We start from the raw sequence: 12855 nt of genomic DNA on the forward strand, positions 1-12855 counted from the left end.
GATTAACACAGCACCGTAACCCTTATTAAGATAATATTATCTTAATTTTATAAATATTTCAAATAATTATTTAATTTCAAGGAGACATTTACAAAAAGACGCTACCTTAAATTGGCACCGTCCAAAAATTGATTTTTATAGCTTAATACGTTACTATAATTATAGGCATAGCGTTCTATCGTTGGAAAAGGCAAGTACTTTTCAAAGCGGTAGAGCGCTTTTTTTATGTAAAAAGAAGAGGCTGTTCGAAAACAAGTGTCAGACACTTTTTAGACAGCCCTCTTTCATGATTACAACGTTACTTCAATATTCAATTCAGCTAATGCATTAAAATAATAGTCCATATATTTTTCAAAGACGAGTGAGGAAACTAGTTCCTCTTCAATTTCTTCGAAAGGAATCTGGTGTAACTCTTCTACTCTAATAATGTGGTAGCCGAAGTCAGTCTTCACAGGTTCGCCGATTTCATCGAGTTTTTGCTCTAAAAGCGCTTCTTGAAATTCAGGAACTAATTCAACGACAGAAATCTCCTCGTATCTCCCACCGCTATTCAAACTTCCTTCATCATCTGTAGTTTCTGTCGCTAATTCATTAAGATCTGCACCTGCTAAAAGCTGTTCATACAGGTCATTAGCTCTATCTATAGCTTCTTGATCAGTACGAAGCTCGACCATCTCTCCACTAGCACTCATTTCTTGTGTAGCAATTAAGATGTGAGAAAACGAAGCAACTGTTAACTCTAGTGAAACTTCTTCATAATAACCTAGCAACTCTTCCTCTGTAATATTATCGCGAAAGTGAGCTTCTATTTGAAACATAGAATACAAAGAATTTCGAACGTCATCTTCGTCTATTTTTAATTGGTAATATGCATCTTGAATTGTTTTATCTCCATAAACATATTCGATTTGCTCCCATAAAACTTCTACCTGATTACCAGCCCATTGTCCACTCGACTTAGCGCCAATTACTTTTTCCATCACTAATTCTTGGATAGCTCCTTGACGATAATCTAAGTCATTGACTGGAGCCTCAGGATTTAAAAATGCTTGTACGGCTAAAAATGTCGCAAGTTCATTTCCAGTAACTTCCCCACCTTCATAAACAGCAACAATATTATCACCAAGATCTGATCTATCAAGTACTGGAAACTCAAGCCCCGTTTCTAACGTTTCATCGTTAGTATCCCCACTATTATTACATGCAGTTACAGCTGCTAATAAAATTAATGCAACAAATAATATAATTATTTTACGTAAATACAATGTTCTCCACCTCATTTTATTCATTCTACAAATCTACTAGTGCTTATTAAATAATAAACTCCCCTTTACACTTTAATCACTCATTAATTTCTTTTTTTCATAGTTGTATTTATTGGCTATTTCGTAAAAACTTTTGCCCGCTATAGGACGAATAATTTCATTAAATTGTTCGATCGTAATATTCGCATTCTCTTGTCGCGTCTCTTCCGAATATAAACCTTGTTGAATCGTATCAAGGTCGGCCTTTATCCATTTTAAAACGGCAAGTTCAGCTTCATCAATGACGCCATCTTCAGCAAATGGCGGAACAATGATCGGATCACGATTATTCGATGTTGAATGTAAACCGTGGATTAAGAAGTTCATATTTTGAAAGTACATAAAATAATAGATGTCTCGATCAACAAACAAGTTTCCATACTGTAAGATGTGATTTGTCTTTAACATTTGTTCATTAAATCTATGAAGCTCTTCCTCTAAATTATCTTGAACACTAGGAAGATGGTGCAACTCGATGATTCGGTCGAGTGTTGTTTGGGAATCTTTAATCGAAAAATAAAAATGATTAATGAACGTTTTGTATTGCCTCTCATACTCATCTTTGTTTTGATTGATTTTATTAATCGTGAAAAATAATGCAATCGCTAGGACGATTATCGTAATGTTTTTGAACTTGTTTAATTTATTTGAAGACATATTGTAAATCTACCTCAAATCCATCGAATTGTTTCGAAGCCAGCTTTCCGCTTCCTGTTTTAATGTCAAACTGTTCATACATTCCTTCTTCGTTTAGCACATAGACAGTAATCGAATTTAGCATTGGATTTACAATCCAGTATTCCTTAACGCCAAACTTCATATATAAATTTAATTTTGTTACAAGATCATGGGACTGATTTGAAGGGCTAAGGATTTCAACGATCAGATCTGGTACACCAACATACTTCGTTTCTGTAAAGCCACTTTTATCACAAATAATGCTAATGTCAGGAATAATAATCTTATTCCCTTCTACTCCGTCCTTTTTTAAGTGAACGTCATACGGTGCTGTAAATACTTCACATGCGCCACCTTCTAAGAAGTTCCCAAATTTTAATTGGAGGCGACTGGATACTCTTTGATGCTTTGTAGATGGAGAAGGAGACATGAATACGACTCCATCAATATATTCTAATAAATCGTCACTTTCTTCTCTCATCTCATAAAACTGCTTTAAAGATATAAACGAACCGTGAGTTAATCCCATTTCATCCACCCCTTATACCAATTTTATCCTTCTGTTATTATAGCATGAATAAAGTAAATTCTCATTTAAAGGGAAAAAGGGTCTAACCGACAATTAATTGCTTTGTTGACGTTCCTCTATTTTGAAGGTTTTCTATAACTGCTTGTACTTCCTCTACGTTTAATTGTTTGTATTCGAATTCCCAATCTAATAACGCTTCTTTCACACCCTCGATGAATGAAAAACCTACCAACATAAATCTCGCATTAGGTTTAGAAACATGACTATAGTAACGAAATAAGCGACCAATCTGGCTGTCCTCAATTTCTTTTTTGAAAAGTACATACAAATCATTTCCATATCGATCTTCAAATTTCAGATCACAGATATCATCTTTTAAAAACATTGTTATTCCTTTGAATTTTAGTCCCTCTTCTATTAAGAATGGTTTGTTCATTAATGCATTTTTAATTTGATTTTCAAACATAAATATTTCCCCTTCCACTATTTTTTGCCTTCATTATATAAGTACAAACAAAAGGGAAAAAACGGTGAATAAAATCGAAAAAAATTTTATTTTTTATTGGTGATTTCCATTTGATTAAATTCATTTACATTAACTAAAAATAACCCGTATTTATGAAAGTCATAAATACGGGTTATTTTAATTGTTTTTTCTATTCAACGATTAGAATCTTCCTTTAATAACATCTTCTTCATCAATAATACCGGCTTCTACTAAAGCTCTTTGGTAAGAAGTTGATTCTCTAGAAATACGGACTGTTGCACCTGACATTCCGTCACCAAATGAGATTTGTGCACTTCTTGTTGCACCTGACATTCCGTCACCAAATGAGATTTGTGCACTTCTTGTTGCTCCAGATGGTGCATCAGCAGATGAGAAGTTTCCAAAGAAGTTCTCTTCATCAATTCCATTAGCGTAACGCGAGTTATCCCAATCTATTAACGATGTAACTTCTTTGGCATTTTGACCGATTAAGTATTGGGCAATAGAAGTTAAGTTTCCTTCCCAACCACCTATACCAGTACGGCCATAAGTTAATGCCATTTCAGTTGGTACACCGTCTTCAAAAGTAACACCAGTTCTTTCTAAGAACTCTTGCATAGTAGAGTTTTCATCTAAACCTTCAAAAACTCCACGGTCTGTTAATACATTACCGAAAACAGTAAAGTCTAAAATATTTTTGCCATCATGCTCTTCCCAATCAGTAATCTTTGTCATGTTTGAAGATGATACTCTAGTAGTAGGTACTGCTAAGCCACTACCGATCGTCATATCTTTCATCGGTGTTGAGAAATCAAAATCACTATCAAGTTTGTACTCAAATTGATGTCTTGTATATGGCTCAACAATTGCAAGTGCCGCTGTTCCATCAGCATTAACTTCTGCTGCATAAAATGCCATCATGTCTACAGTTTCAATATCAAACATAGAATCTCCAGCAGCATAATCTTGAGAATCATTATTAGGAGTTGTTAATGTTGGAGTCACTGAGAAGTCCACGCTAACATTAGCGGAACCGTCATTTCTCATAACCCACTCTCCATCATCTGTAAGCCTTAAGAAATCCATCTTTGCATCAGTGATTACACCATCAGCATCAAGCGTTAATGTTGTTTCAATTTTTTGCTCAGCATCTTCTAATGTAGTTCCTCCTGCTTCACCTCTCCAAGAATAACCTACATATGTTCCTGAGTAGTCTACCGCTTCTTCAGAAGTGCTTTCTTCATTTGTCTCTTCATTTGCTACTTCTTCGTTTGTGTTAGTCTCCTCTTCAGTTGCTGTTTCTTCTCCAGAAGAACAAGCTGCTGCGACGCTAAGAAGTACAGCCAATGATACTACTTTCAATGCTTTCCATTTCATAATTATTCCTCCCCTTTTTCTTTCACATTTTAACACAATTGTGTGTGAGTACCCTCTCACCTGGGCTCAACTTCATAATACAACGAAAACCATGGGATAAAAATGTCCATGTTTGTATTTTTTGTGAAAAAGGGGTATAATCAGGGATTACCCTGACAACGAAATTAGCCAAGTAAGTATTTCCTCCTGACCTTATAAACTATGAATCTCTAAAAATATCACACTTCCAATGAGCATTATAAAACTCATCAAAAGTAGAGCGTCTGATTTTGAAATCTTACATTTGTAAGTAAATAAATCTTTCGTTTCTACCTGCTTTACATACTCCTCTACTTCATCAAGGCGCTCAAACGAATTAACTATAAATGAAACTAAAATATAGCTAATCCCTTTGATTTTGTCTTTCCAAGAGCTTTGTTCAGATATATGCTTCATACTTTCCGAGAAACTCTTCTTGACTCCTGGACCAAGAGCCTTTAACTCTTTAATGACACACATTACAACTTTTAAAAAATCTGTAACCGGCAGCCCAACTCGCTTCAGCGGTGAAAGTACTTTATCAAAAGTTGCGACAACGTCCTCTGTTGCCGTTGAATGAAAATATAAACTAGTGGCATACCATAAAAGAAATAGTTGCACTAATCTTAGTGCGACATCATCATAAGCGCTATAAATTGAAGAAATATCATTTTGAACAAATGTTGATACTAAAGAAGCCATTAACAATCCGAAAATATAAGGAATAATAATGATGAACATGTAGATTGTCATACTTTTCATCATCTCACGCAGTTTAGCTCCGAACCATAATGTGATTAGCAATAAATAGCATGCTAACACAATGAAGTTGAAATAATTATCAATAAAAAAAGGGATGACTCCTAATACGAATGCGACGAATAACTTAACCCCACTATCCATTGGCCAAGACCCCTTTTTCTTCCATTTCATCAATCACCATCTCCGCTATACTTCCTGTTATATAGCCAGTGACTACTGCTGCTACTAATAAAACTGGTAGATAGTAAAATATCACGATCTGTCCGATAACTAACGAAGCCACAAAAATCTGGGTCGTATTATGAACAACAGCTCCTGCGATACTAATCCCTTTAATACTGAACATATGAGAAAACTTTTTGTACATTACCCACATAACGATAGCGCTAAGTATACCACCACTTAAGCTAAATGCTAACGTCAGAACACCTCTTGTCAAGACAGCAACAACGATACAGCGAATAAGTACAATGTTAATTACACTTCTAAAGCTTAAGAAAATGATCGCAAGAAGTGTAATGATATTGGCTAGTCCTAGTTTCACCCCAGGAATTGGTAATGGAATGAAAACAAAAAATTCAAGTAGTGAAATTAAAATTGCATTTGTAACGAGAATAATAATAATACCTTGTTTTTTATATTTGCTCATCTGTTTGCTCATCGCAAAAACCTACCTTTTCGGCTAGTTTCTCATGTGAAATTATTTAGTTCACAATAACTATCGTAGTATCTAAGCGATAGACACCACGGTTCTTGAAGGCAGGCACACAGCGATATGTCCTTCTCTTGTCAGCCAGCCAGCATTTACGCATATTTGATCTGGACATCCTGATCTTAAAAAGCGTACCCTTCCTGCTTCTATTTCGATCGTTACTGGGATGCCTTCCTCAAAATCAATATATTGTTTTTCTGTAACTGCATTTAGGTCCACTTCTGTTACCACTTTTCCATCTCTTTCAATTTTCGCGATCAGCGGATCACCTTCTTCTCTTGTAAACCTACTGATCCAATTTGAACTCCCTGTCCACAAGAACAAGCCTCCAGCAACAGATCCTGTGAAAAGAAGCATAAGAAAATCACCACGTGTCATCTTTTTAGATTTTTTCACGACAGTCCCCCCTTAACTGTATTCAATAACTCTATTAATAAATAAAGGAAAATAAACACTACCAATTATTCCTATAAAAAAGAAACCTCTTTATCTGTGAAATCTACTTTCCATACCTTCTGTTGACCTTACCGTTCCATCCTCCATTACCCAGAGTGCTTCGATACCGTCGAGGCTATCAACAAGAGCTCTCCCTTCTTCATATGGCAATAAAAACAGCTCAGTAGTTAAATATTCTGCCACACTTGCATCATTAGCTAAAACCGTGACTCCGCGGTGATAATTTCCAGGCATTAAAGTGTCAGGATCAATAAGATGATGTGCACGAATACCATCAATCATTACAAACCGCTCATAATCACCACTTGTATCTATTGATTGATTTTTAAGCATCACACTTTCTAATATAGCTGTATCATCAACAACGTACGGTTTATCTGGGTTTTGAATTCCGACTATCCAGTAGTCCCTATCTTGCTCTTTTGGTGGCCCTAAAACCTTCCAGTTTCCACCTGATATAATAACCCCTGAAGTAAAACCTTTTTCTTTTAGATCATTACCAACAATATCAGCAGCAAAGCCTTTAGCTATTGCGCCAAAATCTAAACTCATATTCTCATCTGCTAAAAACACAGTGCTCGCTTCTTGATCAATGATGATGTCATCAATATTTCCATGCAATGAGGCTGTTTGTAAACGTTCCATAGCAGGAAGTTTCGCTAATTCGGGATTCTCAAATGCCTCTGACATCGTTTCGTCCCAAATTCCGATTAAGTTTCCAAGCGCGATGTTCATTTTACCGTGAGTACGTTCATGCCATTCTTTTGAAAATAAAATAATATCTATTATTTCCTGTTCCACCTCAACAGGCTTGATACCTGCATTGTTATTTATCGTTTTTAAATTATTAATACCTTCGTATTCATTAAACTTGTCGTATAACTTATGAAACTTTTGAAACCGCTCATAAACTTCTTCCACATACTCATTAAACTCTTCTTCTGAACTCGTATATCCTATTACTTGTACAACCGTATCAAATATATCTAGAAAATTTGCTGAATACCTCTGATATTCCTGCTTTTCCACCGTTTCAGAACTACACGCTGTTATTAGTAACAGCAAAACTAAAATCATTGCCACAATCACTTTTTTCATAATATATCCCCCTTTTCAAATACGTTATGTGCATTTCATTGGAGTTTCTCTCTATCTACTCCAACCTAAAGCACTATCTTCAAAATCTAATATGTTTACATTTAACGTATATTGTACTAAAAATCTTAATTATAGTTTTTAGTATTGTTATTCTGTTAGTTAATATTAACATACACATGTCAAGTTTCTTTTTGACGGTACTGACAGTTTTGTGTCACATTTTTAAGAAACAATAACTCAATATAGCTTTATCAGACTAAAAGAAGGACCAATACTTTAAAATGATTTACTGACCTATCATGTACGTTAATATTAATTTGTTAAGATATAGTTGGTTTACTTTGTATTTTTTGTGAACTGTACAATAGACTAGTTCATGGTTAAAAAAACTGCTACTACTGTAGAACAAAAAATTCCCCCCAATTATTAGTCTGAGGGAAAATAAATACACTTTATGATTCAATAGACGACTACTAGTTAATCTCGCTTTTTCTTCTTTTCTATAGTACCAATAGATTCTCCGTTAACTGTATTGTATAATCTGCTTTTCGGTTCAAATACCGTTTGAGAGGGCCAAAGTCCGTGGTGGCCTGAAAAAATATAACTTATTAGACATGCCACAAAAAAGTATTCCATTCCTTTTCCTTCAAACATTTCAACACTTAAAAGGAAGGCTGCTATCGGAGTATTTGCACCGCCACAAAATGCAGCGACCATACCTAACCCAGCAAGGAATGACATCGGTAAATCAATGATCCCTGATAAAGCATTTCCTAAAGTTGCCCCCATGAAAAATAGTGGAATCGCTTCTCCACCTACAAAACCGCTCCCCAATGTAACTGCTGTAAAAATTAACTTCGCTAAAAATGCAAAGGGTGGAACATCTTCTTTAAACGATTGTTCAAGCATGTCTAAACCACGCCCGTTGTAGTCTTGTGAACCTACGATTAGGGTTAAAATGATGATAATGCATCCTCCGACAAAGGCTCTCTTCATATGGTTTTTCTTGAAGTATTTCTCAGAAACGTTTTGTATACCATGCCTTAATTGGCAATATAAAACACTGATAAGGCTAAAAATAATAGACATAAAAATAACTTTTGAGAATGACATGATTGATAGTTCTGGAACAGACTGTATAATAAAGGTTTCATGTTCCACTCCCCATACTCCCTCGGTTACGTAATGCCCAACGAAACTTGCTACAAGGCAGGAGACAAATGCTTCGTATTTCAATTTCCCGATAGCCACCATTTCCATACCAAAAATAGCTCCTGTAATCGGAGTACCAAAAGCAGCTCCAAATCCAGCACTTATTCCACTCATCAGCAAAATTTTTGTATCAAGTATGTTTACTTTATAATACTGATTTACGACTTCAGCAACACTTCCCCCCATTTGTATCGCAGCACCTTCACGTCCTGTTGACCCACCTAATAAGACTGTAATAAATGTCCCCAAATAGACGAAAGGACCCATTCTTCGTAGCACCTTAGCTATTCCATGGACTCCTTCTATAACGAGATTATTCCCTTTAGTAATATCATTTCCACCACTTTTGCCAAAGTTCATATATATGTAGCCTATAACTATTCCTCCTAAAGGAAGAAAAAAAATAAGCCAAGAGTTTTTATCTCTAATTTCATTTCCAAGAAAATCGTTCGTTGTTAAAAGTAAAGCTGTCGTAGAACCAATAATTACACCAATAATCCCACCCCAAAACATCCATTTAAACAGGGTTGAAAAAAATATTTTATACTTTAGTTTTGTATTCATGCTGTTCGTCCTCATTTCAAATGTTCTGGTTGGGCTTGTAAATGTTTGTTTTCAACTTCCATAAATAAATTATCGATTACCTTTGATTAGGTAACTGATGTTGATATAGATAAAGTGGTGAACCAATCGAAATCATCATGGTCGCATGGGTCACTGTAGTTTTATCTGGACTTCTGTCGTGCCAACAGAATTTAAGTACCCCACCAACAATTTTGAGAATACCTTTCTAATCCAAATGCAACCCAAATCGCTCTCCTCGTTAAAAACCATATATATATGTTTTTTTAAAACAAAAAAAATTATTCAACAAAGAGGGTGTCCCAAAAGCCTAGCTTTTGGTGACACCCTCCCTCGTCATATTATTAAAGATATTAAGATTACGTTACGCAAAAATTACATAAGATGCACTCTTTTTTAGGTTCACATCATCATATTCATTAGTCATTTGTCATTCCACTTGTACTTCGAAAATGTGTATTTACCTATAGAACTGCTCTTTCATTATATTTAGAAAATTGCTTTAAAAGCTGCCAAGCTATTTTAACTTTATCAACGGCAACACACTCAACGTGTGTTATCATTTACACTTGATACATTTTCGCTAAAGTTTGAATTTCGCGAGAAGGTGGCCTCGACTATTGAAGCATACTCAAATGGGTATTTATTCGCAGCTACAGTTTGGAGCATTACAGAGAATCATCAAAATATTAAAACCTCTATTTTCATTGCGATTGGTTTGATAAAAATCGTTATTAATTTCTACTTAAAATATACCCAGAATTCGGCTCATAAATTATATTATTTATTCTGTTAAAGCACCCGATCGTACAGGCAACCTCCCTTTTATTGATTACTGATTTCGGAGTTATTATTTAATATTACTGGAATAAGTTTCTTCGCCAGTAAGATACTATTGTTTAGTGTTATTATTTAACACTAAACTCAATGTGGAGGGATGTACTTTGGATATTCTTTTTAGTTTATTCACTGGTTTAATTACTGCAGGAGTTAGAGTAGCATTCTTCTTTAACAATATCATATTCAGATTAAATACGATGTTAAGGATGAAATCTCTAAATTAAATTATTGAATATCCATGAAGTATTACCTGTTTACATTGTTTACGAAAAAGGTAAGCAAAGTATTTTGCTTGCCTTTTTTAGTTAATACACCATCCATACTTATATATAAAATTCTTAAGGATTCAAACTTTACGGTATCCTCTATATAAAAAATTTATAATTCCATCAAAATTAGTAAAATATACTTTATGAGGTGATTTTATGGATAGAGAGAACTTAAAGCTCACGTCTGCTGAAATAGGGACTTTGTGGGGAGAGTATGTTAATGGTACAGCAGTTGATATTATAAACAAATATATGTTATCCATTATCGAAGATGAAGAAATAAGAACACTTTTTGAGGATGCGATAAGTACATTTGCTAAACAGAAAAAACAGATAACTAATTTTATTGAAAACGAGGGATTTCCTGTACCAGTTGGCTTTACTGATTCAGACCTTAACAAAGGGACAAAAAGATTGTTTTCTGATATTCTTTGTTTACACTATTTACACGTTATGACGTTACATGGTTTATTGGGACACATGACATCACTTAGTACCTCTGTAAGAAAGGATTTGAGATATTTTTATGATTCGTGCGATAATGACGGAAAAAGATTGTATCATCAAACAGTAGAATTACTGTTAGAAAAGGGACACTTTCAAAGAGACCCTTACTTTTATCCTGAAGCAACTCCTGAATTTATTTCAGGTCAACAATTTTTAGATGGCTACTTTGGGGACAAACGACCTTTAGCTGCAACTGAAATTATTAGCCTTTCGTTTAATTTGAAAAAGAAGATATTGGAGAAAACTCTTTCTATTGCATTTAGTCAAGTTGCTCAATCTAAAGAAGTAAGAAAATTTTTGGAATCATCGCAAAAAAACTCAGATAACCAAATTCAAGCACTTAGTAATATATTAAAGAAAGATAATTTGCCTGTACCAATGTCTTGGGAATCCGAAATCACAACTTCTCAGGATTCTCCTTTTTCAGATAAGTTAATGTTGTATCATATTGGATTTCTAATGCAAACCGCACAAGCTTATCATGGAACAGGACTTGCTTCCGCAATGCGAACAGACCTTGTAGTAACATATGAAAAGATTATATTGAAAAACTTGATGGTGACAAAAGAATGGTTCAATATAATGACGCAGTATAAGTGGTTAGAGGAGCCACCGCTTGCACCAAATAGAAAAAACCTTGCAAAAGACAAATAATAAACAAATTAGCACCTCTCTTAATGGAGGTGTTTTATTTCTGACCAAAAGTTCTAACTCAACAAAACCGCTTATTAGCATAGTAACTACTGCATCACAAGTATGTATAAATATTAAAATCTATACAGCTTTTATTTATGTAATGATTCCAAAAAAATTACTTAACGTACTACAGAAACAATAGTAAATAGTGACAAAAACAGTTCCATATTACTTATGAAAAACTCTTACCAGAAATGAACCAAATGTTGTTCCCAACTATTATTGTGCTGGAATTAGATATTGAAAAACTAAGACGTTTAAATGGGCAAGAGTTTGAAAATCCTTCTACACTATGGGCCAACTTTGTTTATAATTGTAGAAGAATTGGTAAACGTGGCTTTCTATATCATCAGGATGATTATGTTTGTGGTCCACTGGCAGACGGAAAGATTGTACCGCTTTTAAAGCGGCTAGAAAGTCAGAGAATCAGTTTTGAACAATTTCATAAAGGTATAATGCCCTATACAGAAATCAGTAACCAACTATCACTAAACACATTACAAGCAATAAAATGTATTAAACACATGGAGGTGAAACGCATTGACATTAAATAAATATAACTTCGATGAAATGGACATGGAATTCATTTTAGATGTTCAATTTGAATTAGAAAAACATTTTGGAAAAGATGCATCTACCATTTTAGTTCAGTCGGATTTCTTAAAGAGGCTAGCAGATGATCCAATGTATGTTCACCATTATGATGAAACTTATTGGGCGGACCGAATTCGGGCACTTCATGAAAAAAAATCTAGCAGTACGGTAAACTAGGAAGAAGTAGCTAATTTAGCGATTAGTTACTCCTTCCTTTTTTTATAAGATCCGCAACTTGCAAATCTGGAAAAGAAGCAATTTCCTCGCGGCCATTCATTTCATATCCCATACCGTTCTTTACAATCATTATAATATCATACACAATAATAGTATGTGACTAGCAATTTATTATTTAACTCATCGTGCCCTTAAACTAATGATGCGTTTATTAAAAAACTACTCGCGGAGCCCTTGATTTTCCACGCGTAGTTTTTTATGCTGAGTATTAATATAGATAATAATGTTGTGCTCGGAAGATATCGAAGAAGCAAGAGCTGTGCTTGAAAAAGAAGAGAAAATCGATAGAATGGAACGCACACTTCGTAAGAAACATATTATCCGCCTAAATGAAAAAAAATGTACAGGACAAGCTGGGATTGTCTATGTCGATATCGTAAGTAACCTTGAGCGTATTGGTGACCATGCGGTGAACATTGCCGAAGAGGTTATCGGAGAAGAATAAGGAATAAAAAAGAGGGTGTCCCAAAAGTCTAGCTTTTGGTGACACCCTCGTC

At 34.7% G+C, this 12855-nt stretch carries 13 protein-coding genes and 1 pseudogene; 4 read left to right on the forward strand and 10 right to left on the reverse strand.

Annotation, left to right across the window (positions count from 1 at the left end; all coding sequences use genetic code 11):
* Positions 1–290: 290 nt before the first annotated feature.
* The 10 genes from BKP35_RS07685 to BKP35_RS07730 form a co-directional block, all read right to left on the reverse strand.
* Positions 291–1265 (reverse strand): peptidylprolyl isomerase, encoded by a 975-nt coding sequence (locus BKP35_RS07685; protein ID WP_071312769.1) that lies wholly within the window; start codon positions 1263–1265, stop codon positions 291–293.
* A 72-nt stretch (positions 1266–1337) separates the two neighbouring features.
* Positions 1338–1961, reverse strand: a complete 624-nt coding sequence (locus BKP35_RS07690) for a hypothetical protein (protein WP_071312770.1) — start codon at positions 1959–1961, stop codon at positions 1338–1340.
* The gene (locus tag BKP35_RS07695; protein ID WP_071312771.1) at positions 1948–2511 is read right to left on the reverse strand and encodes a Uma2 family endonuclease; all 564 of its coding nucleotides are present in this window, start codon (positions 2509–2511) and stop codon (positions 1948–1950) included. Before BKP35_RS07695 ends, BKP35_RS07690 begins: the two co-directional genes overlap by 14 nt.
* An 82-nt stretch (positions 2512–2593) precedes the next feature.
* Positions 2594–2977, reverse strand: a complete 384-nt coding sequence (locus BKP35_RS07700; RefSeq protein WP_071312772.1) for a PDDEXK family nuclease — start codon at positions 2975–2977, stop codon at positions 2594–2596.
* A gap of 201 nt (positions 2978–3178) precedes the next feature.
* Positions 3179–4375 (reverse strand): hypothetical protein, encoded by a 1197-nt coding sequence (locus BKP35_RS07705; RefSeq protein ID WP_071312773.1) that lies wholly within the window; start codon positions 4373–4375, stop codon positions 3179–3181.
* A gap of 192 nt (positions 4376–4567) precedes the next feature.
* A complete protein-coding gene (locus BKP35_RS07710; protein ID WP_084031514.1) occupies positions 4568–5296 on the reverse strand; it encodes an energy-coupling factor transporter transmembrane component T family protein in 729 nt (242 codons plus the stop codon).
* Positions 5289–5816, reverse strand: coding sequence for a Gx transporter family protein (locus BKP35_RS07715; RefSeq protein ID WP_071312775.1), 528 nt, complete (start codon positions 5814–5816; stop codon positions 5289–5291). Before BKP35_RS07715 ends, BKP35_RS07710 begins: the two co-directional genes overlap by 8 nt.
* A 69-nt stretch (positions 5817–5885) precedes the next feature.
* Positions 5886–6245, reverse strand: coding sequence for a NusG domain II-containing protein (locus tag BKP35_RS07720; protein ID WP_071312881.1), 360 nt, complete (start codon positions 6243–6245; stop codon positions 5886–5888).
* A 108-nt stretch (positions 6246–6353) separates the two neighbouring features.
* Complete coding sequence (locus BKP35_RS07725; protein ID WP_071312776.1) at positions 6354–7421, reverse strand: FAD:protein FMN transferase; 1068 nt, start codon at positions 7419–7421, stop codon at positions 6354–6356.
* Positions 7422–7898: 477 nt separating this feature from the next.
* Positions 7899–9197 carry a voltage-gated chloride channel family protein gene (locus BKP35_RS07730; RefSeq protein ID WP_071312777.1) on the reverse strand — a complete coding sequence of 433 codons (1299 nt, stop codon included), beginning with the start codon at positions 9195–9197 and terminating at the stop codon, positions 7899–7901.
* 1283 nt (positions 9198–10480) lie between these two features.
* Between BKP35_RS07730 and BKP35_RS07735 the strand changes: the two genes are divergently transcribed.
* From BKP35_RS07735 to BKP35_RS07755, 4 genes and pseudogenes are all read left to right on the forward strand, one after another.
* Entirely contained in the window at positions 10481–11485 is a 1005-nt protein-coding gene (locus BKP35_RS07735) for a DUF3231 family protein (RefSeq protein ID WP_071312778.1), read from the forward strand.
* A 236-nt stretch (positions 11486–11721) separates the two neighbouring features.
* Positions 11722–12081: a DUF3990 domain-containing protein gene (locus BKP35_RS07745; RefSeq protein ID WP_084031515.1), complete on the forward strand. Its 360-nt coding sequence runs from the start codon at positions 11722–11724 to the stop codon at positions 12079–12081.
* Positions 12068–12298 (forward strand): hypothetical protein, encoded by a 231-nt coding sequence (locus BKP35_RS07750; RefSeq protein ID WP_071312781.1) that lies wholly within the window; start codon positions 12068–12070, stop codon positions 12296–12298. Before BKP35_RS07745 ends, BKP35_RS07750 begins: the two co-directional genes overlap by 14 nt.
* 295 nt (positions 12299–12593) lie before the next feature.
* A pseudogene (locus BKP35_RS07755) lies at positions 12594–12803 on the forward strand (PhoU domain-containing protein); the annotation flags it as partial.
* Positions 12804–12855: the final 52 nt, after the last annotated feature.

Source organism: Anaerobacillus arseniciselenatis (assembly GCF_001865995.1).
Classification (GTDB): Bacteria; Bacillota; Bacilli; order Bacillales; family Anaerobacillaceae; genus Anaerobacillus; species Anaerobacillus arseniciselenatis.